The sequence below is a fragment of the Planococcus donghaensis genome, assembly GCF_001687665.2.
In the GTDB taxonomy this organism is placed as follows: domain Bacteria; phylum Bacillota; class Bacilli; order Bacillales_A; family Planococcaceae; genus Planococcus; species Planococcus donghaensis.
Map to the genome: position 1 here is coordinate 728,201 of NZ_CP016543.2, position 22,095 is coordinate 750,295.

General features: G+C 39.3%; 19 protein-coding genes. 10 read left to right on the forward strand and 9 right to left on the reverse strand.

Annotation, left to right across the window (positions count from 1 at the left end):
* Window positions 1-113 precede the first annotated feature (113 nt).
* Both BCM40_RS03665 and BCM40_RS03670 read left to right on the forward strand, forming a co-directional pair.
* A complete protein-coding gene (locus BCM40_RS03665; RefSeq protein WP_238323751.1) occupies window positions 114-3,950 on the forward strand; it encodes an AAA domain-containing protein in 3,837 nt (1,278 codons plus the stop codon).
* Between the two features lie 4 nt (window positions 3,951-3,954).
* A complete protein-coding gene (locus BCM40_RS03670; RefSeq protein ID WP_065527101.1) occupies window positions 3,955-4,707 on the forward strand; it encodes a hypothetical protein in 753 nt (250 codons plus the stop codon).
* 227 nt (window positions 4,708-4,934) lie between these two features.
* On the opposite strand, the gene BCM40_RS03675 is transcribed toward BCM40_RS03670, so the two are convergent.
* Window positions 4,935-6,221, reverse strand: a complete 1,287-nt coding sequence (locus BCM40_RS03675) for an aminotransferase class V-fold PLP-dependent enzyme (protein ID WP_065527100.1) — start codon at window positions 6,219-6,221, stop codon at window positions 4,935-4,937.
* Between the two features lie 26 nt (window positions 6,222-6,247).
* A complete protein-coding gene (locus BCM40_RS03680) occupies window positions 6,248-7,513 on the reverse strand; it encodes a dicarboxylate/amino acid:cation symporter (RefSeq protein WP_065527099.1) in 1,266 nt (421 codons plus the stop codon).
* A gap of 134 nt (window positions 7,514-7,647) precedes the next feature.
* Between BCM40_RS03680 and BCM40_RS03685 the strand changes: the two genes are divergently transcribed.
* Both BCM40_RS03685 and ltaS read left to right on the forward strand, forming a co-directional pair.
* Complete coding sequence (locus BCM40_RS03685) at window positions 7,648-8,550, forward strand: LysR family transcriptional regulator (RefSeq protein WP_065527098.1); 903 nt, start codon at window positions 7,648-7,650, stop codon at window positions 8,548-8,550.
* 303 nt (window positions 8,551-8,853) lie between these two features.
* Window positions 8,854-10,806 carry a lipoteichoic acid synthase gene (gene ltaS / locus BCM40_RS03690; protein ID WP_065527097.1) on the forward strand — a complete coding sequence of 651 codons (1,953 nt, stop codon included), beginning with the start codon at window positions 8,854-8,856 and terminating at the stop codon, window positions 10,804-10,806.
* 59 nt (window positions 10,807-10,865) lie between these two features.
* Here the strand turns inward: ltaS and BCM40_RS03695 are convergent, their stop codons facing one another.
* The 5 genes from BCM40_RS03695 to BCM40_RS03715 form a co-directional block, all read right to left on the reverse strand.
* Window positions 10,866-11,429 (reverse strand): DUF4256 domain-containing protein, encoded by a 564-nt coding sequence (locus tag BCM40_RS03695; RefSeq protein ID WP_065527096.1) that lies wholly within the window; start codon window positions 11,427-11,429, stop codon window positions 10,866-10,868.
* Window positions 11,430-11,615: 186 nt separating this feature from the next.
* Window positions 11,616-12,005: a hypothetical protein gene (locus BCM40_RS03700; protein WP_065527095.1), complete on the reverse strand. Its 390-nt coding sequence runs from the start codon at window positions 12,003-12,005 to the stop codon at window positions 11,616-11,618.
* A gap of 381 nt (window positions 12,006-12,386) precedes the next feature.
* Window positions 12,387-13,097, reverse strand: coding sequence for a hypothetical protein (locus tag BCM40_RS03705; RefSeq protein WP_065527094.1), 711 nt, complete (start codon window positions 13,095-13,097; stop codon window positions 12,387-12,389).
* Between the two features lies 1 nt (window position 13,098).
* The gene (locus BCM40_RS03710; protein ID WP_065527093.1) at window positions 13,099-13,971 is read right to left on the reverse strand and encodes an ATP-binding cassette domain-containing protein; all 873 of its coding nucleotides are present in this window, start codon (window positions 13,969-13,971) and stop codon (window positions 13,099-13,101) included.
* Window positions 13,971-14,345, reverse strand: a complete 375-nt coding sequence (locus BCM40_RS03715; protein ID WP_065527092.1) for a GntR family transcriptional regulator — start codon at window positions 14,343-14,345, stop codon at window positions 13,971-13,973. The genes BCM40_RS03710 and BCM40_RS03715 overlap by 1 nt, the downstream gene beginning before the upstream one ends.
* Before the next feature lie 321 nt (window positions 14,346-14,666).
* Here BCM40_RS03715 and BCM40_RS03720 point away from each other — a divergent pair, with 321 nt between their 5' ends.
* From BCM40_RS03720 to BCM40_RS03745, 6 genes are all read left to right on the forward strand, one after another.
* On the forward strand, window positions 14,667-14,861 hold the full coding sequence (locus BCM40_RS03720) for a hypothetical protein (RefSeq protein ID WP_065527091.1): 195 nt from the start codon (window positions 14,667-14,669) through the stop codon (window positions 14,859-14,861).
* Between the two features lie 386 nt (window positions 14,862-15,247).
* Window positions 15,248-16,456 carry an acyl-CoA dehydrogenase family protein gene (locus BCM40_RS03725; protein ID WP_065527089.1) on the forward strand — a complete coding sequence of 403 codons (1,209 nt, stop codon included), beginning with the start codon at window positions 15,248-15,250 and terminating at the stop codon, window positions 16,454-16,456.
* A gap of 205 nt (window positions 16,457-16,661) precedes the next feature.
* Window positions 16,662-17,378, forward strand: coding sequence for a PspA/IM30 family protein (locus BCM40_RS03730; RefSeq protein WP_065527088.1), 717 nt, complete (start codon window positions 16,662-16,664; stop codon window positions 17,376-17,378).
* Window positions 17,379-17,425: 47 nt separating this feature from the next.
* Window positions 17,426-18,454, forward strand: a complete 1,029-nt coding sequence (locus tag BCM40_RS03735) for a TFIIB-type zinc ribbon-containing protein (RefSeq protein ID WP_065527087.1) — start codon at window positions 17,426-17,428, stop codon at window positions 18,452-18,454.
* On the forward strand, window positions 18,451-19,230 hold the full coding sequence (locus BCM40_RS03740) for a TPM domain-containing protein (protein ID WP_083394469.1): 780 nt from the start codon (window positions 18,451-18,453) through the stop codon (window positions 19,228-19,230). The genes BCM40_RS03735 and BCM40_RS03740 overlap by 4 nt, the downstream gene beginning before the upstream one ends.
* A gap of 33 nt (window positions 19,231-19,263) precedes the next feature.
* A complete protein-coding gene (locus BCM40_RS03745) occupies window positions 19,264-20,259 on the forward strand; it encodes an SPFH domain-containing protein (RefSeq protein ID WP_065527086.1) in 996 nt (331 codons plus the stop codon).
* Window positions 20,260-20,353: 94 nt separating this feature from the next.
* Here the strand turns inward: BCM40_RS03745 and BCM40_RS03750 are convergent, their stop codons facing one another.
* Window positions 20,354-21,532, reverse strand: a complete 1,179-nt coding sequence (locus BCM40_RS03750; protein WP_065527085.1) for a DUF2812 domain-containing protein — start codon at window positions 21,530-21,532, stop codon at window positions 20,354-20,356.
* Window positions 21,529-21,858: a PadR family transcriptional regulator gene (locus tag BCM40_RS03755; protein ID WP_065527084.1), complete on the reverse strand. Its 330-nt coding sequence runs from the start codon at window positions 21,856-21,858 to the stop codon at window positions 21,529-21,531. Before BCM40_RS03755 ends, BCM40_RS03750 begins: the two co-directional genes overlap by 4 nt.
* Window positions 21,859-22,095 lie beyond the last annotated feature (237 nt).

A 22,095-nucleotide genomic window follows, 5' to 3' on the forward strand; every position in this document is an offset into this window, starting at 1 on the left:
ATCTGAGAGCGATGTTTTTATTTACTTCGAAATTCAGCGTTTATAAACAACAGTCTTTCGTGTAAATTTCACAACTTTAAAACCCCATATCTTCAAATCGATGATATGATTAGATGAAAACAGATCAGGTGAAAAGCATCGGTTTGAAATTTCTTCAGTTCCAAAGAACAGGTGATTACATGAGTAAACAACATTCAGCAACATATAAAACATCGGTACGACTAACCAAGACGGCAATGGAAAAAATGGGCGTGTTCGGCATCAGCGAACGCTCATTTTTTGTTGCGGACAAAGCGTTTAAAGTGTTTATCGAACGCTATCCGTCTAATGCGGATGGCGAGCTTTCGGTTGCGCTGATTTTGGACAAGTCGGAAAATGTGCGGTTAACGGGAAAAGAAGCGGAAGCATCGTTTGTTTTGCATGGCGTTTTTACGAATCATCATTTGTTGATTACAAATGTAACGCAGCGAAAAGCTTATCAAGCGCTCGGCACAAACTGGCAGCGCGAAGAATATATGCTGTTTGACCGATCGCGAGAGGCGGCATCGATACCACTGATTAATATGATTAACCGGATGACGCCTGCTAAAGAAAGTTCCGATTACGTGAAAAAGCGGATTGGCAGTTGGGAAGGCTATTTGAAAATTCAGGAACGCGGCATGGATATTCCAGACATCAAAACCGCTTATTCGAGTTTGTCGTTTAGTCACGACTTTAGCCGTATCACATTAAAAGGTTGTCAGTTAAAAGAAACCGAATGGAAATCGTTAAAAAACTTAACGGTGCGATTGACTGGTGTATCTGGAGACGTCGGCACTGTTATTAAAGCAGCAAACCGAACGGTAGAAATAGAACTCCAACACTATATGGTCAAGCAGCTTCGTGAAAACGGCTTGTCACTCGATAAAAAAGAAGTCGTCTTTAGTAATTTTGCGGCTTTAAGCCAAATAAGACGACTGCGCCAAGGTTTTGCCAACTTGGAAAAAGGACTAGCGGTAAACGCCAATCTAGATCGTCTCTTATTTGAAGAAAAACCGCCTGTTAAGCCGCTTCGGTCTTTAGAGAAACTGACTTTTCATAATCGATTAAATGAATTTCAACAAAAAGCGGTGTCAGGTGCGATAGCAGCAGAGGATTTATATGTGATACAAGGACCACCAGGTACAGGGAAAACCACAGTTATTTCGGAAATTTGTCTGCAAAACGCCAAAAAAGGATTGCGCACACTGGTCGCTTCCCAGTCGAATTTAGCGGTTGATAATGCACTTGGACGTTTGCTTGCCAATAAAGACATTCGGATTTTGCGCGTAGGTCGTACGGAAAGCATCGAAGAAGAAGGTAAGAAGTTTATCGAAGAAAACGTTGGCCAATATTGGAAAGACCATACGTTAGCAGAAGTATCGGCGCAATATGAAATGCGTGCAAAACGCGAACCCGAATTGAAAAAAGAACTCACACATAACGAACAAGCTACAGAAAAACTGGAGCCTGTATACGAAAGTTTGGTAGTTGCAGTAGAAGAGAAAAAACGAGCTGTTGAAAAGCAGCAAACGATACAGCAACAACTCGAACAAGAACGAGTAAAACAATCTGCATTAGAGCGTGAACAAGATAAAGCACGACAAGAGAGACAAGCGATAGACAAAGAAATCGAAACGCTTGAAAACGAACTTCAACAAGATGCTGTCTTTATTGAAGAAACAAAAGGCACCGAGTGGCTCGTGCAAGAACAGAAAATCCAAGGTGCGATTCAACAACTTCAGCGTGCACTTGGACGAGAACGTTTAGAGCAAGATTTAGAAGTAAAAAGGCATGAACTTGAAGCCATCACAGAAAAACGTGATCAAATGGCGGATATTATGGAACAGAAAAAAATAGCGATTGCCAATATGGACAGCATCAAAAAAATCGATGGCTTGTTGGACGTGATAAAAGAAGAACGCGTTGAAGAAACGGCATCAATTACGTATTTGATCAACCGACTAGAAGCCAATCGTGAAAACATGGCAGACTGGACCAAACTCAACGAATACAACGAGCGTGTTTCTCCGGCAATTTCGTATATTGAAAAACTGCTGACTTCGGTTGATATTTCAGTTGCCAACCTAAAAGAACAAGCCTTGTTAAAAGCAGAAGCGTATAGCTCTGCAGAAATTGACGAGTATTTAGAAAAGTTGAGAGCGATATTAAAAGGGGAACAGCGCAGCAATCCAATCGTTTTGCAAAAAGGGCTAATTGGCTTATATAGAAGGCAAAATGATTTATGGAGAAGAGGCGCGAAGTTTAAAGCGGTTGATGTGTATGTGGCTGAGTCAAAGCGCGCTTTTAGCGACTTAAAGAAAACTTTATGCGCTGAACTTGTTAAACAGCAAGAACAGTACCGCGTATGGGATGCTAAATGGTTGGAAAAACAAGAAAAGCAACAACAAGACATGGCGCCACTCGAACTGCGCTACCGGCAATTGCCAAATGTGGCTGACCTCCCCGCTGACATTAACGGCGCGATTCGCGAGTCTAAAGCGCAACTTGAAAAGCTTCAAAAAGACAAAACTTTGTTTGATCAAACCAAGCAGCGTATAAACGATCAGCAAGTTAAACTCGAACAAAAACATTCGGTCTTAGAATCCATTAGCAGCCGTTTAGCGAAAGTAGAAGCTGAGATCGAAAAAGTTGAAGAGGCAATAGCCAATTGTGAACAGCAACTCGCGGCTTTAGCAGAGGTTTTGACTTCAAACCCTGAGCAGTGCTTAGAAGAAACAACAAAACAACTGGCTAGTTTGTCATTTACGAAAGAATCGCTAAAACAAGAAATGAAAAATCTGCCTTTAATGCAGTCTGTACAAAAAAAATGGTTGGATTTATTGGCGACTGCGAACGAGCACGATTTGGATGAAATCCGCAAATTGTATATTAAACACGCCAATGTTATTGGAACAACATGTGTGGCGTCAGCCCGTAAAGATTTTATCGACAACTACCCAGAGTTTGATGTGGTCATTATCGACGAAGTGTCAAAAGCTACACCACCCGAATTATTGCTGCCCATGTTAAAAGGGCAGAAAGTCATTCTGGTAGGTGATCATCATCAGCTGCCACCACTTCTCGGCAATGACACGTTAGAAGAAACACTTCAAGAAATGATTGCCGAAGATAATGGGTTTGAAGAAAAGAAAGAACTTGAAAAGCTATTAGAAGAGTCGCTATTTGAACGGTTGTATAAAAACTTGCCAGCTGCCAATAAAACCATGTTAGCTATTCAATACCGCATGCATGAAGACATTATGGAAACCATTTCACCGTTTTACCGGTTGGAAAACGATCAATTGCAATGTGGCATTGTGGACTCGGATAGCGAGCGCGATCATTTACTAGAATCATCGATTGTAAAACGAAATAATCACTTAATGTGGCTTGATTTGCCAAATGAACCTGCTTATTTTGAAGAACGCATGAGCGGCGGGAAAAGCTTATACAACGCTGCTGAACTTCAAGAAATTCGTACTTTATTGGTCGAGTTAAATGATGCGACAGCTGAAGCAAAACGAGCAGGACGAATGGCTTCCGATGAATTAAAAAGCATTGGTGTGATTAGCTTTTACGGCGAACAAGTCAAACGTCTTCAACGCATGTTCGACCAAGAATTGCACTTGCCACATTTGGCGGTTCGAACAGGAACGGTTGACCGTTTCCAAGGAAGCGAACGCGATATTATCATACTAAGCATGGTACGCAACAACCAAAACAAACATGGCGATATCGGATTTGCAAAAGACTACCGACGCTTAAACGTTGCCTTATCGCGTGCAAAAGAGTTGTTAGTGCTTGTCGGCAGTTCAGAAATGTTCACCAAACAAGCGAAACAGGCAGAAACACGCAAGATGTACAAGCATGTAGTAGAAGTTGTGAAAAAGAAAAGCGGCTTGAAAGCATTAGAAAACAGTAAGGGGTGACGATGTGGACAATTTACGAATGGAATTACGTGCGACGATAACAAGCAATCCGGATGTCTCCATCGTCAACGAGCAGCTTTGGAAGCTGCCGATTGTTTTATATGATGTTGGGTTTGATCAGGTTAAACGGTTGAAAATGGACATTTTGATGAAAATGTTACTACTCGCTTTTCAAGAAGCTGATATTCGACGAGCCGCTAATTTATCGGAAATGCTGTTTGTAGAAGAGTTGTTTATTAGCGATTTAATCTATAAAATGCAGCGCATCGGCTTGATTAGATTGGAAAAGACAGGTTATAAACTGACGCCAAAAGGGCATGACTATTTGGAAAAAGGGATTTTCGATGAAGAAATGGAAGGCGGACAAACGGTAATTTCGTATAGCGCAATTCATGATGAGTACCGTTTAGCACGAGAAGATTCTTCGGAAGAAGCAGACGAAGCGCTCGGAATTTATCGTTATCCCATAAAGGGCAGTTTAAACAAAGATCGAATCGAACAGCTGTTATTTAAAGAAGGTGTCAATACCGGAGAAGAAAACTTTCAAACTATTATTACCGGCATAACAAGCTGTATAGAACAAAAGACAAAATACATTTCGTGTGTTGAGTTTCAGTTATATGACGACAAGCAAGACATCTTTTTCTCGCGTGTTTGGAATTTATTGACGAGCAGCTGGGACGAAATAGTAGAAAAACAAATCGAAGCGCGCGAAGTTGTGAAGTGGCGTAAAGCGATGGAAGAGCAAAGTGTATAAATAGCAGAAGCAGCAGAATAATTAAACTGTAGACAAATTCGATTTGCTTGAATTGGTCTACAGTTTTTTTGTTGGAAGTAAATTGCTCCAATCTCTTTGTCTACCCCCGTATAGTTTTCTTTTTACTAGATTGGAACAGAGTCTCTTTCTCTTTCGGATTAGTGTTTAATACTAAAAGCTGAAAATAATGAGCAAACGCAATTCTAAATTTGCGTTTGCTCATTATGTTATACGTTAATATTTAAGTGAGAAGAAATTTGGTGCGTGACTTTCAAAAATGCTTTTATATCTTCTTTTGAATGACAATGGATGGGGGAAACTCGAACAATTGCATCGAGTCCGACAGCATCCAAAATCCTTTTAGAATAATGACTTGCGGATTCTCTAGCATAAACAAGAATGTTATGTTTACCGTATTCTTTTACAACTTCGGAACAACTCAAATTTTCGAAAGTGAGTGCTAAAATCAAATCTTGATTAATACCGTTAGCTTTTTCGAAATGGATGGTTACACCTTCTAAATCTTTGATCCCCGGTGTATCCGAAGTACCGTTGATAAGTTCGTGAAGGATGGCTTGCTCTTGGTGGTGAATGCGATTCATGCCCTCAACGATTAAAGTTCTTCTATCTGATGAATGGTTATAGTAGCTACCAATATGACAGATATAGTCTATGATTGCCGTGAAACTAGCAAAATGTGCGGGAGTGGGGCTGCCGACATTCCAGTTATCAGGATTTGTAGCTTGCAAACGATGGTGAGGCAGAGAAGCGATACGCTCTGAAAGATAAGCGTAACCAATTCCACGATTACCAAACATTTTATACGGAGCAATTGTTAAGGCATCAATTTTCCAATCACTGGCATCAATAACACCGTGGGGTGCTCCTTGAACGCCATCTACAATAATATAAGTGTTAGGGTTTTTCTCTTTTATTGCTTTGGCATATGTCTTGATATCGTGCATAGCACCAGTAATATTGGAAGTTAAGATTACGGATACAAGAACAGTTTGTTCATCTACTAAATCGACGATGTTTGAAAGCGGAATACTCCCAGAGGCCGAATCCGCTTTGGCTACTCGCAATTCATGTTGGAATTGTTCCGATGCAAATTGGCATGCGTCATAGGAAGAAGGATGCTCGATTGCGGTAGTAACAATATTTCCGTTCGGATTCGATGCGACTGCTGAAATGATTTCAAACATTAACTTTGATGCCGTTAACGCTGAAGCAATTGCGCCGTCTTTTGCGTTTAAGAACAAACTAATATCTTCGGTTCCTTTAGCAATAACGTTGCGGATATCCAGTGCTACGTTATGATTGCGTTCTGGACAATCAGGAATAGCAGAATATTTAGCTTGAGCTTCGACAGCTGCTTTTAAGCGTAGTGAACCCCCCGCATTTTCAAAGAAAATCCGGTCAATTCCGTACACATCCTGTTTCAAAAAATAGAAACTATTATTTAACTGAGTTTGTAAGTCTTCCGGAAAAAAATCTGTATAGCGTTCTGACATTTGATACACAACCTTTCAAGAATCTATTAAAATGCTTCCTCACTCGATGTATCTACCTTAGGATTATTTGAAGAGTTGAAAATTGCTTCATTTAAATCATTATTTTTCTTAGCAATAACTGTTGTACCAGTTAAGTCACCAGCAATATTAAGTGTGGTATGCCCCATATCAATGACCGGCCAAATTGCTGCTAAAATCGGAATGATTAGTAAAGGCATACCTAGCGCCTCGAGCAAGACAATAGACATCACGATTCCAGCGCCGCGAACTCCAGCTGCACCGATGGATAAAACCAAACCTAGTAATACAAATTGAAGAATCATACTAAAGGTAATCGGAATGTTATAAAGGTTTGCAGCAAAAACGGATATGACACCAATAGCAACCGCAAAACCATCCATATTTGCAGTTGCTCCAAAAGGAATAGTAAAACCGGATGTCTTTTGACTGATACCTAAATTATTTTTAGTTACCTGTAATGAAACAGGAATAGTTGCAGTACTAGTGGAAGTGGTAAATGCGAAAAGCATTGATGGATAAATATTTCGGTAAAATCTTACTGGATTTAATCCAGTAGTTACTTTTAAAATAATTGGATAAGCAATAAGTAGGACCAGGACGAGTGCAATATAATCAGCGACAACAAATTTGACGACAGCCGCTAGCATGTCAGATCCAAACGTCCCAACGAGATTAGCTAATAGCGCCAGGATGCCATAAGGAGCAAGCAATATTATAAAGTTAGTCATTTTGAGCATGATATTAGCACTTTCGTTTACAAAATTAGTGACTGTGAGTGTATTTTTTTCTCCTAATGTAAGCATTACTACACCGATAAAGACTGTGAAAAGGATAATTGGTAACATTTCCATATTCGCAAGTGATTGAAAGATGTTCGTCGGTATCCATGTCAGAAAATGTTCTACAAAGCTAAATTCTGCAGCTTCCACAGTTTCTCCATGATCTAATAGTGACTCTAGTCCTTTACCAGGCTGAACGATTAGTGCAATACCGACACCAAAAGATGTGGCTATGAAACTAGTAGTGATTAAATACAGTAGGAATCCTCCCCCAATTCTTCCTACTGACTTTGCATCTTTCATCTTTAAAACACCTGCAAGAACGGACGTAACAACTAAAGGAATGATTAACATTTTAAGTAGGTTAATAAATAAGCTTCCAACTGGTTCGAGATATTTTGCGTTTTCCCCGAGTATAAAACCGACTACAATACCAATTAACCCCCCAATTGCGATTTGCGTGTATAACGGCAAATTAAACCACCATTTCATTTCGCTTCCCCCTTTGTAAGAATATTTAGAAAAAACTTACTAACCACAGTATAAGAACTTAATCATATAGTGTAAAATTAAATTTATAGCTATTAAATATAAGTAAAATAGATATATATATAGGGGTGGGAATTTTGAATTATGGCCAAATAGAATCTTTTCTCAGCATCATTAGGTTAGGCAGTTTATCAAAAGCTGCGGAACAACTATACGTATCACAATCAACAATCAGCCAACGGCTTTACTCTATTGAAAAAGAATATGATGTAGTTCTCTTAAATCGAGAAAAAGGAGTGAAGAGTGTCACTCTAACGAACGAAGGAGAACGCTTTTATCAAATTGCCTTAAAATTTGAAGCATTGTATTCGGAAACGAAAAATTTGAAAGCTACTTCTGGTGAAGTTACGATTAGTATTGGAGCGGTAGATAGTGTTCATAACTATATTTTGAAGAATATATATTCAAAAATATTCCATGAAATCTCAGGGCTGCGATTGGCCATCCACACATACCAGTCTAATGAGATCTATTATTTGATTGATCAAAACAATATCGACATTGGATTTTCACTACAGGATCGCATCTTAAAAAACGTCAAAGTACAAAAGCTCTTCGAAGAACAGATGGTGATGATTAAGAAAAAGAAAGAAGGGTTATTTGAATTCGAAATGGATAATAGTTTGTTGAACCCAAAGCATCAGCTCTATATCAACTGGGGAATGGATTACCAGGTTTGGCATGAAAAGCATTGGGGTCCAACGAATAATACTTTTATACAGATTGATACAGCAAAAATGCTAGGAGATTTTTTAGAGGAAGAAATGTGGGCGATTGTTCCGGTTTCAATCGCTCGAGATTTTTATGCAAAAGGACAAATAGATGTATTTTTATTAAATGATCCACCTCCAAGTCGCTCTTGTTTTCAAGTAGAAAAAGGAGAAGTCAACAATCGTATTCGCCAAGTGAGTGAACTAATCCAAAGGTCGAAGTCAGAAATTGAAGAGCTGGTAAGACCATGGGATAGTAAGAACCATTAGAGCGCCGTATACTTATTTATAACAACGAAAAAAAACTCTGCATCTATTGCCTTGCTTTCGAGTAAGGTGATTTTTTATTTTTCAATTAGTATATAGTTTTGCAGAGTATCGACATTGAAAAACATCATTTTATAATATTAAATAGAATATTCTGAAAAAACGCCAAACTGTCATTTTCTAGTGTATTAGAGTAGAATAGAGCTTGTCATAATTTTTACAATAAATTTACGTACGCTATTGGGTTCAAAAGTTTACTTCAATGTCCCAAAGTCCTTGTGAAGACCAACTATGAGAAGGTGCAATATGAAAATGATTAAAACTGACAATAAAAAAACCATGAATAAGTACGTACCATTTTTTGCTTTAGCAGTTGTTATGCTATGGATAAAAACGTACGTATCACAAAAAACTCAATTTAAACTGGATGTTGATGGCACGCTCCAAGAAATGTTGCTGTTCATCAATCCGCTCGGATCTGCTTTATTACTATTAAGTTTATCGTTCTTCTTTAAGGGAGCACGAAAATACTGGTCACTCCTGTTAATTTATACATTAATGTCGGTCATGTTATATGCGAACGTTGTGTATTACCGATTTTTCAGTGACTTCATAACATTGCCGACCCTGTTTCAAACACAAAATTTTGGTGATTTAGGCGGCAGCGTAGTGACTTTAATCCAACCGACAGATGCTTTATTCTTTGTCGATGTCATTATTTTAAGTGTTCTTGTATTTTCGCAAAAACTTAAAAAAGAGTCGGGTAACTTTAAAACAAGAGCTATTTTACCGGTCATTACCGTTGCATTAGCCATTTCGTTCTTTAACTTAGCATTAGCGGAAAAAGACCGTCCGCAACTGTTAACGCGCGGCTTTGACCGAAACTACATTGTGAAATATTTGGGTATGTACAATTACGCTCTATATGACACGGTAGAAACCGTGAAAGCCTCTTCTCAACGAGTATTGGCCGATAGCGATGATAAAACAGAAGTATTGAACTACACAAAATCCAATTATGCTAAGCCAAATGAGGACTATTTTGGAGAGGCAGAAGGTATGAATGTTGTTTATTTGCATTTGGAATCGTTCCAAGAGTTCTTACTAAACTATGAGTTGGACGGAGAAGAAGTAACGCCATTTTTGAATTCACTAATTGGTGATCAAAACACGTTGTATTTCGATAATTTCTTCCATCAGACGGCTCAAGGTAAAACTTCAGACGCAGAGTTTATGCTTGAAAATTCTTTGTTCGGATTGCCAAAAGGCTCAGCATTTATTACGAAAGGCCGTAATACTTACCAGGCTGCTCCGGCTATCTTAAAAGATAAAGGCTATACATCAGCTGTATTCCATGGCAACAACGGAACGTTTTGGAACCGAAATGAAGTTTATAAATCGTTTGGCTATGATTATTTCTTCGATATTGAATCGTATACCAATTTGACAGAAGAAGACATGGCAGAATATGGCGTTATGGATAAGCCGTTCTTTGAACAGTCAGGTGTCATGATGGAATCACTGCCTGAACCTTTCTATACGAAGCTATTAACGGTTTCGCATCATTTTCCATATCACATGGACGAAGAGTTAACCACGATTGGAAAAGCGACAACGGGTGATTCAAGCGTGGATGATTATTTCCAAACAGCTCGCTATGCAGATGAAGCTATTGAGCAGTTCTTCACGCAACTAGAAGAGTCGGGTTTAACTGATAACACGATGATTGTAATGTACGGGGACCATTACGGAATTTCCGATAACCACAATCAAGCGATGGAACAAATTCTTTCAAAAGAAATCACACCTGTTGAAAATGCGAACCTTCAACGAGTGCCATTGTTCATCCATGTACCAGGCATGAAGGGCGGAATTGACCATACTTATGGTGGTCAAATCGACCTGTTACCGACAGTCCTGCATTTGCTTGGCGTTGAAACAGAAAATTACGTTCAATTTGGCGCAGACTTATTGTCTGAAGATCACGAGGAATTGGTGACTTTCAGAAATGGTGATTACGTAAGTCCAGATATTTATTCAATTGGTGAAAATTATTACAATCCAGAAACTGGTTTGCCAATTGAAGACGAACAGCTTGAGCAAGCTGAGCAGTTGCAAAAGCAATCTAACTTCGAATTAGAACTGTCAGACCAATTGGTCAATGGTGATTTGTTAAGGTTTTATACACCAGTCGGGTTCACACCGATTGACCCGTCCGACTATAGCTACCAAAGCACTTCATTAGAAGAAACTGAATAAGATACAAATAAAAGCATCTCAACAAGCGATTTTTTCGCTTAGTGGGATGCTTTTTATAGTTAAACTCGCAACAATCCTCTAAATCCTCTGGCCCCGTAATACGAATCGGCTCCATTATGATATAAGAAGACTTGGCCATAGCGGAAGTCACAGAACAAAGCACCGCCGCGATCTCTCACTTCTGCCGGTGTTAACACCCAACTAGATGTTTTGGAATCAAAAGTGCCAAACTTTTGCAACGCACGGTATTGCTCTTCGCTTAAGAGTTCAATGCCCATATTTGAAGCCATAGTTACCGCATTATTGTCAGGCTTGTTTTTCTTTCGGGCATCGAGTGCTTTCTGGTCGTAACAAACGCTTCTCCGGCCACTGGGGCTTTCTGCGGAACAATCATAAAAAAGGTATTCATCGTTTGTTTGGTCAAACTCCACAACATCAGGTTCTCCGCCTGTCCGTTCCATTTCAAAAAGTGACCATAATTTGTCCGGGTGCGCTTCTAGTTTTTCTTGAATCGGTTCCCACTCGAGTGATTCGTGCCGGTTCATGTTTTGGTTGAAACGGTCTTTCAAACTAGCTAACAATTCATCGTGTTGCAGTGTGGATAAGGTTTTTTTCTCTGGCATTTCGTCGACCTCCTACTTTTTTTGAAGGATGAGAAGAATTTGCTTTTATTGTGGACCGTTGTTGGGGTTTTTGCAAATAAATTTGGAACGCAATATTATTATTGAGTTAAAAGTGACAGTCGAGACAGGCGATATCGGAGAAGGTTAAATGAAAAATGGAGCCCCTTCAAGGATTCCGTTTTATGTCTACTCTTTTTCAGTTAAGAACGTAATGATCAAAAATAGTAAGAACGCAAGCAACAGTAAACTACCGCCGACGATGAAAAAGACAGTAACAAAAGTCTCGTTCCAATTGAATGGATTTAAGTTATAGATCCACATGCCGCTAGTTAATGCTAAAGCACCGACCATCGCGAGCACACTATGTATAGCGACTAACTTTTTGAAACGAATGGTATAAACGCGGTAGAAAATACCCCAAGCAAATACCGACAGCCAGCCAACGAGCAAAATATGTGCATGAACTGGACGCAATCCATAATCCATTTCCCCGGCCATTTTAGATCCTAGAAACGTACCAAACAATCCAAAAACTGCTGAAAACTGGATTAAACGAAGACTCCACTTTTTTTCCATAGCAATACCTCCACTTTTAGTTAAAATCCGAGTAGGTGAAAAATTGATAACACCACTACTTATAATCATATCATGTACCATTGCATTAATTTTATGAACAATTAGCAAACTGAAATCATGAAATAGGAAGATCAAGTTACCAGTGTCTTTACTTAGCAACGTCAAATTCTATCATTTGTTCTTCTACGAATAAAACCACTACATTAATATCATTAAAAGCAGCGTCTTGTTCGATAGAATTTTCGTATGAAACTTGATATAGAAGTAAGAGAACTCATCGTTTATAGATTTATATTGTGAAAGCCAGTCGGGAAAAAAGTAGAAAGAGAAGAAAAAAGGCTTTTCCAAGTCCAATTAGACCATGGAAAAGCCAAGATTGACTTACAGTTTTATGACGATTCGTCTCGTTAGCATCCGTATGAACAGGAGCAATACAGCAATCAACACTAACGAGCCGCCGATCGATAGTGCAATGCTAGCGCCGACAGAGTTATAGGGAATCCATGGTACGACAGAGTTGTTTACCCAGAAAAAGCTATTTAGACTTAATGCAGCAATTGCAATGGCGATAAAGCCGAATCCGATGATCCAACTAAAACGGTAATAACCCACCCCAATCAACCAACCGACCAAGTAATATGTGGTAACGTTTAAAAAAAACGTCGAGGTGGCTAGCAACCATCCAGAGGATAAATCGAATACGGTATCGGTGTCTCGATTGATAGGCAATGGAGAAACACTCGAAATCAAGTATTCAATACCCGTAATCACAAGGGGAATGAGGGTGACCGCTAATGCTAACGCAAAGACTGCCAAGACGGTCCCGATATAAAGGTCTTTGCGTGTAATGCCTTGTTGAACAAACTGTCCCATAAATCCATAGGCTGAAATAATCCCACAGACTAATAGGAATATAGCGACAGAATAGCTGGAGAAGACGAAAAACTCTTGAATGCGTGCATCATTTATCGAAACAATTACCAACCCAATGATATGGGCAATAGTAACAAAAGAGAAAAACCACAAGCTCCATTTCAACTGTTCAGTAAAAAGGTCAACTGCGACTTTGGGATAAAGTTTAACTGGCTTCATATTAATGCGCCTCCTCTGTTAAATGAATAAACAGATCTTGCAACGATACGGGGCCAACTTCTAAACCTTGATCTTGTGCGGAAAGTCGATTTTGTTCGCTCAAGACGCCATAAGTCATGACCGATTTAGTACCGCCGAGCTTTTGCTCATTTAAAATCTCCATACCAGAAACAAAAGCATCAACTCGATCCGCAGCGCCTGTAATCGAAACGCCTTGAGTAGAAATACTTTGGTAATCATTATCTAGCAGTATGCGCCCTTCATGAATTATGACAACATGGTCGAAAAGATAATCCATTTCTGAGACTAAGTGTGTCGAGAGAATAAAGGTACGGGGGTGTTCAGCTTGGTCTGCTAAAAGTTCTTCGTAAAAAATAACGCGTGTCGGCGCATCCATACCAAGATAAACTTCATCAAAAATAGTAAGTGGTGTACGACTAGCAAGTCCAATGACGACATTTAATGCTGCTTGCATACCTTTAGACAGTTTGTTAATCGGTTTATCTAATGGTAGCTTAAAACGCTCTAGTAAACGGTAGGCATAATCTTTATCGAAATTTGGTCGATAGCGCTCTGAAAACTTTAACATCATCGGAATATTTTCGTATTCTTCTTCGTAGTTTTTGGTGTAAATAAAAGAAACTTGCTGCATTTTGTTGGGATTTTCAAAGATAGGTTCGCCGTCAATTTCTACTTGGCCTGCTGTTGGCTCACGAAATGCTGCTAGTAAAGAAAGGAGGACAGTTTTGCCAGCGCCATTGCGTCCAATAAGACCATAAATCTTATCCGACTCAAATGTTAAAGAAATATCTTTTAACGCTTCCAATTTACCGAATTTTAACGTGACATTGCTCAATTTAGCCTCGACAGCCATCAAACTTCACGTCCTTTCGTGTTTTTTATTAGTTCGATAATTTCAGCTTGTGTGATGCCAAGCTTGTTTGCTTCTTGAACGAGACCTTTGACGTAATTATCGACAAATGCCTCTTTTCGTTGGCCCATCAAAGTTTGTTTAGCACCTTCTGCGACAAACATGCCAATGCCTCTTTTCTTAAATAAAATCCCTTCCTCTACCAATTGATTGATTCCTTTTGAAACAGTTGCATGGTTAATTTTATAAAAGTTGACAAGTTGGTTGGTCGATGGGGCTTGATCGCCCTCTTTTAGTTGGTCGTTGACAATTTGATCTTCAATCAACTCACGAATTTGCAAAAAAATTGGCTTGTTTGAATCAAACGTATTACTCACTAAAAAACACCTCCTTAACCGACAATGTATTATGGTTATATACTTATGTATATAACCATAATACATTGTGAGTGATTTGTCAAATAGTTATTATATTTTTCTGAAAATTATTTTTAGTAAGATGTAAATAAAATGTTTCTCGCTCAATTACTATGCGCGATAGGGGAACAATAAGTAGAAATACGTTATTCAATTGTATCTGCCTGCTTTTACTTGCTCGTTCAAAAAAGACATTCAAGGGGGGAAAGCGTAAGTAACAGGATTAATTTTCAAATTCGATGGGTAAACAACAAGTAAATCTTTGGAAGTGGAGTGATCAGAATGACGAGAAAAGGAACAGCAGGCAGAACGCAGGATCAACAATCAGCACCTACAGAATCAGCAATTGATAAAGCCGTGAAGAAAACAAAAGAAGCTTTTGACAGTGAAAATGAAGCAACAGATTATGACGAAGCAACAGATGAAATGAAACAGGCGAAAGATCGTTCCAAGCATGTTTCCCCTAAAAAAGAATAAAGTTCACTTATATACAAACTATTCAGACTAGTCATTTACAAATATTGTTTTCTGTATTACAGTGACATTAAGAAGCGTATGGGAACAAGCCGATAGTTGTTCCATACGATGAAACGTTAACTCTCTATGCTGCCTAGTCTGCTTAAACTTCTTTCGAGGAGCTTTGTCCGTAGATAAAAGAGCCAGTTCATCCAGACAAGCAGTTTTGCTGTTGTCTTTTTGGACTGGCTTTTTTTGCATGGTGCTTATAAAGGGAGAAAGTATGAAAGGTGCCAGGAACATAGAAAGATCAAAATCCGCGATACATCTACTGAATCCAGTAAGCCATTTAATAAAGTGTCCAGAAGAATTCTACACAGTAATTATAAAAAAAGGGGCGATTAATCATGGATTTTTCATTCACTCAAGAACAAGAAATGTTGCGAAATACAACACGCGGATTTGTGGATAAAGAAATTATGCCTTTTATCGAGGAGTGGGACCGCGCAGGTAAATCAGACCCTGCTATTTACGGGAAACTCGCTGACCTGGGATTGATGGGCGTTTGCATTCCAGAAGCTTATGGCGGCAGTGGCATGGATTATAATTCACTAGCGATTGTTTGTGAAGAGCTTGAACGCGGGGATACGGCATTTCGAACGGCGGTTTCAGTTCATACGGGGTTGAATAGCTTGACCATTTTGCAGTGGGGAACAGAAGAACAAAAGCAACAATACTTAATCCCGCAAGCAAAAGGCGAAAAAGTCGGAGCTTTTGGATTGACCGAACCCAGTGCTGGTTCAGATGTGGCGGCGATGAAATCGACCGCTGTAAAAAAAGGTGATCATTATTTATTAAACGGACAGAAAACGTGGATTTCGTTATGTGATGTGGCAGATCACTTTATTGTATTTGCTTATACGGGTGATCAGGCAGAAAAGCATAGCGCGATTTCTGCATTTATTGTGGAACGGACATGGCCTGGATTTTCTTCTAAAGCGATTAAAGGAAAGCATGGAATTCGCGCAGGAAATACGGGTGAACTGTTTTTTGAAGATGTTAAAGTACCAAAAGAGAATTTGTTGGGGAAAGAAGGAGAAGGATTTAAAATTGCGATGTCAGCTCTGGATAACGGACGGTTTACCGTTGCGGCAGGAGCAGTAGGGCAAATTATGGCATGTCTAGAAGCGAGCGTTAGCTATTGCCGACAACGTCAAACGTTCGGCAAAGAAATTGGGCGTCATCAACTTGTTCAACAAATGATTGCCAACATGGAGGCTGGCTTTCAAATGAGTCGTCTACTCGTCTATCGTGCGGGCGAGCTGAAAAATCAAGGGAAACGGAATACACGAGAAACCTCACTTGCAAAATGGCAAGCGTGTGACTTTGCTAACAAAGCGGCAGATGATGCATTCCAAATTCATGGCGCATATGGTTATTCTGATGAGTATCCAGTGAGTCGTTATTTGCGCAATTCGAAAGCTCCAGTTATTTATGAAGGAACGCGTGAAATTCATACCATTATGCAAGCAGAATATGTTTTAGGCTACAAAGAAGACAAAGCCTTATCGCATACCTTGCCAGCTTGGGAACAGCAAAGTAGTGTCAGTGAATAATGTAAGTAGAATCAGATTTGACTGAATTTTCTATTTCCTTGGGCTACTTAAAGGTTATACTATAAGAGAAAACTTTTCATCTTTCATATACCATAATGAGCAGATTAAACTGTTCGCATGCTTAATCTTTACAGCTAAAGGGTAGTCTTTCAATAAGAAAGAATGCTTGGCAGTTCCGAAAAACCATACAAAGAGGAGAATGATGATGGAAATTTTAAAACGATTTAAAGATATTATGACGAGCAATATTCATGCACTTTTAGACAAAGCAGAAGATCCGGAGAAAATGATTGATCAATATTTGCGTGATTTGAATAGCGATTTAGGAAAAGTGAAATCAGAAACAGCAGCAATTATGGCAGCTGAAAAACGAGAACGACGTGAATTGAGTGAAGTTGAAAAAGAAATGGATGATATGCAGCGCTATGCTGTAAAAGCATTAGAGGCAGGTAACGAAGACGATGCGCGTAAATTTTTACAGCGCAAAGCCGAACTTTCAGAAAAACTAACAGACAAAAAGACAGCTGTCGAACTAGCCGCTGCTAATACCCAGCAAATGCGCCAAATGCACGACAAGTTAGAATCGGATATCGGGGAACTTGAATCCCGCCGTTCAGAACTAAAAGGCAAAGCCGCTGTGGCGAAAACACAAAAACGCATGAACGATTTTGCTTCATCGGTCGACGGGGCGGGCGAGCGAATTTCTGCTTTTGATAAAATGGAGCAAAAAATCAACCAAGAGCTTGATGAAGCAAATGCCATGTCAGAACTAAATAAAAGCTCGGGAACGGACATTAAAGATTTGGCCTCAAAATACGATAGTGACTCATCTGTTGATGACGAATTGGAATCGTTAAAAGCCGGCATCAATGTAGATGATGAATTAGCCGCATTAAAAACGCAATTAGGTAAAGACAAATGAGGATTGAGAGACAATATGTTCTTGTGAGCTAAAGGAGGACGGGTAGAATGGTCATTCAATACAAATGTCCAAACTGTGGCTCGGATATGGCATACGACAGTGAATCAGGTCATCTTTCCTGTCCGAACTGTGGCAGACAAGATGATATCGAAACCTTTCCAGAGACGAATATTATTCGTAAGTTCGATCCAGATGAAGCGAAAGAATACCATTGTGAAAACTGCGGAGCGGTTATTTTAACAGAAGCGGAAACCACTGCAACCCACTGTAGTTTTTGTGGGGCACCAGTATTGTTAGCAGATCGACTGACAGGAGACTTAGCTCCTGCAAAAGTTATTCCTTTTACTATTAGTAAAGAAGAAGCTGTCGCGGCCTTTAAAAAGTGGACGAAAAATGGCAGGTTAACACCGAGAGGTTTTACAAGTGGTGATCGTATTAAAAAAATGACAGGCATGTATGTGCCATTTTGGTTATACGATATTGAAGGAAAAGCGGAAGTTGCAGCGCTTGCAACGAGAGTTCGTAGCTATACGACAGGAGATACCATTTACACAGAGACCGATTTCTATGATGTTCGCCGGGAACTAGATCTCAGTTATTTAAAAGTGCCAGCAGATGCATCAGAGAAAATGGACGATGAGTTAATGGATAAACTGGAACCTTATAATTATGGAGAGTTGAAAGATTTTAAAATGCCTTATTTGGCAGGCTATCTTGCGGAAAAATACGATTTTGATGATGAGGCTTTGTTCTCCCGAATCGAATCGAAAATCGTCCCGTATATCGACTCATATATAAGTAGCACTATCTCAGGATACTCAACCGTTAGCTATACCAATAAACAAATTCACACTCATAAAAAGAATGTTTATTATACGTTGTTTCCCGTATGGATGGTCTATTACGATTTTGATAACAAAGAACATACTTTTGCGATGAACGGTCAAACTGGGAAAGTGGTCGGCAAGCCGCCGATTAGTGCGTTTAAAGTCGCAGCTTGGTTTACTGGAATCGCAGCTTCCACATTTGCTGTTGTAAAAGCAATTTCGTTTGCTGTGGGAGGTGTTTTTTGGTGAGCACTTTTAAAGTGAAAGCGATACTAATGATTTGTTTAGTACTCTTATTTATTGGTATAGGTGGCGTTACGACATTTGCTGCAGTAGATCAGCATATATATGATGAGGCCAATTTATTAAGCGAATCGGAAATAACCGAGTTGGAAGCTATCGCCACAGAATATAGTCAAAAACAAAACGCAGATTTTTTATTTTTAACTACCGCAGATGAACAGTCACCAGATATTGTTACGTACATGGGAGATTTTTTTGATGAATGGGCAGTCCAAAACAATCAGGAAAATGCAGTATTGCTAACAATGAACATCGCCACACGGGATGTTTACTTAGCTGGTTTTGGAACGGCTGAAACAACATTGGATGATCAACGCATTAACCTAGTATTAGATCGAATCATTGCTGAAATGCAAAATGGCGATTATGCTGATGCTTTTCGTGAAACAGTAACGACTTCAAGTCGTTATATGGAGTTTAGACCGGGTGTAAATCCGGAGAACATCTTTTTTAAAACATGGTTTCAACTAGGGATTGCGCTAATTCTAGGTGGAATCGTAGTCAGCTTTATGCTTTACAATTCAGCTGGCCGTGTTACGACAACAGCTAGTACGTATGTGGACAGCGACCATACAAGAGTAACTGGTACACGAGACCAATTCCGCAATAAAACCGTATCACGCCGTAAAGTTCCGAAAAAAAGCAGCGGTGGCGGCGGTTTCGGTGGAGGGGGTAGTACTGGCGGTGGCCGTTCATTTAGTGGCGGTGGCCGCAATTTTTAAAAGTGAATGGAACCAAGGGAAGGAATGAACAAAATGGGGTTTTTCGGCAATCAATTTTCAGATGTAGTAGAATGGGAAGAATTTAGAGAAGATATGATCTTTTGGAAGTGGACCAATAATGAAGTGAAAAAAGGCAGTAAGCTCATTATTCGTACCGGCCAAGATGCTATCTTTATTAATAACGGAAAAGTCGAAGGGATTTTCGAAGACGAAGGCGAGTACGATATTGAATCAGAAATCGTGCCCTTTCTATCTACGTTAAAGGGATTCCGTTTTGGCTTTAATAGTGGTATGCGCGTAGAAGTATTATTTGTAAATACAAAAGAATTCACTGTTAGATGGGGTACACAAAATCCAATCAATATCCCATCACCACAGCTTCCAGGTGGCATGCCCATTCGTGCGAATGGTACATTTCAATTCAAGGTAAGTGATTATATTGGCTTGATCGACAAGATTGCGGGCGTCCGAAGCAGCTATTTAGTAGAAGATGTGAAAATTCGCATCACGGCAATACTAGATCAGCTCTTAATGAGATGGATTAGCAAAGAAGGCAAAGATATGTTTAACTTACAAGCAAATGCGCATGAAATTGGTCAAGGTATTCAAGATGACTTAAACATGCAGCTAATGGATGACGGCATGAAAGTGACGCGTTTCCAAGTAATGAGCTTTAACTATCCGAAAGAAATTCAAGATATGATCAACAAAAGTGCGTCTCACGGCATGGTTGGCGACGTCTCGAAATACCAACAGATTTCTGTGGCAGACGCCATGGGCAAATCTTCTGGTTCTAATACAGCATCTGATATGGCGGGCATGATGATGGGTATGAACATCGCGAAAGAAATGATGGATGACCAAAAAAAATCAGAGACCAACAAACAGCAAAGCACTGCTGAGAGTACAAATGATTCCAATCCCCAAGCGACGAGCGGTGAGAAAACAGTACCGAAATTCTGTCCAAACTGCGGTCAAAAAAATGAAGGAGCTAATTTCTGTCCAAACTGTGGGCAAAAGTTAGGGTGAATAAATGACAAAACCGCTACGGGATCAACATCCTCGTAGCGGTTTTGTCTGTCTAAAATAGTAGGATTTATAAAGAGGTAATCCTCGTTAATTTTTAAACAGCTACCTGTTTTTTTAAACGTCTATAATACGTCCATAGTTTAACTAACAAAGATCCGTAAATAGTGATACACAATATAAATGCAAAAGTCCCCCAGGATACCCACTGAGATATTTCTGTTTGTTGATGGAAGCTATTAACAAGAAAGTAAAGGTACAAAAGGGTGAAAGGTAAAAAGAAGGCAGTATACGTCAGGACCATCTTTTTAGCTTGATTGATTCGACTTGAAACATCGCTATACAATTGTGGTCGCTCTTGATCTTGTGAATATTTTTGACTCCAAATGGTCCACTTTTCTAAGTTCGAAATAGAGTTAAAGCAATTAGACCAGCCAGCTTCTTTGTGGATGGTGAAATAGCTTGCAGGTGGTTGCCGTTGGTAATCGACTTTATATGCTACGTAACGTGGTTCGCCCATTGTAAAGTGAAAAATCATGCCGATTCGATTGACGCGCTGCAAATTGAATCCGCGTTGTTCCATCAACTCTAGCCAGTTTTCCAGTTTGTCAGGGGAATACATCCAAGCTAAACGAATTTTGGTTACCCGGCGACCTGAATGTTTCAGTTGTCTTTCGTCTTGTTTGTCGATTCTTTGGCTCGTTGGAAGAACTTCTACAGCAATTCGGCCTCTAAGATCATTGTTTGTTTTTGTGATTTTGACAATCGAATAAATGCCTACTACAACTAAACCAATGACTAATGCAAAAAATAAAAACGTCAAAATCCAATAAGGACTTTCTTTTACAACAACCGCTTCCCCCATGAATAGATAGGAATAAGCAAAAGAAATAGGGGCAATTAGTACAGCTAGTAAATAAAATAAAAGTCTATAAAACATATATGTGATTGTTTGATTGTGTTTGATCACGCCATCTCTAGTTGGTGAGGTTTTAATGATCTCTTTAAGTTGGCGATTCGTCGAAATTTGCCATTTTCCAGCTCGTGAAGCTACGTCCCACCCCTCTTTTTGCAAAGTGGGAGCAAGTGTAGACGATTTAAATTTGTCATGAGCAATTCGATAAATTCGCGATTCAGGATCAGCTTCCTTAAAATAAAAGCAGCATGTCCACCGATTCAGCTTTTCAAAGACATGACCATCGTTCTCCATTTGTGACAACCATTCTTCGGTTTTTTCAACATCATAGCTCCAAAAAGGTCTATACATTTTCTTCATTGAAAATCCTCCTCGAAAGTCAGTGCGTTTTGATGTAACTCTTTTAGTCTCTGTATTTCTTTCGTCATTAATTGTTTGCCAGTGTCGGTAATTTCGTATACCGTTTTTCGTTGTTCATCTGCGAATACGACAATCACACCATCTTTTTGCATTTTTGTTAAGGTGCCATATACAGTGCCTGATCCAAGGACGAGACGACCAGCTGTAAGATTTTCAACGTGTTTAATAATCCCATAACCATGGCGAGGTGTGGTTAACGACAACAAGATGTAAAAAGCAGTTTCCGTCATCGGTACATACTTTTTCAACAGTTTTTGTATATTCATTTAATGTCCCTCTTTCCTATATGTCACATCTTGACTATATCACAACGTGACATATTAGGGGTATTTTTTTTACCACTTTAAATCGAACAAGGCTTTTATTTGAAGAGGGATTAGCGTGCGATAAAAAAGTCATGTTCATAAAGATGTTACTAGCTTTAAATCTTTATCTTGATATATTTAAAATGAAAGAATATTCAGATTAATATTTTGACATTTGATCGAAAGAGAGTATGATGA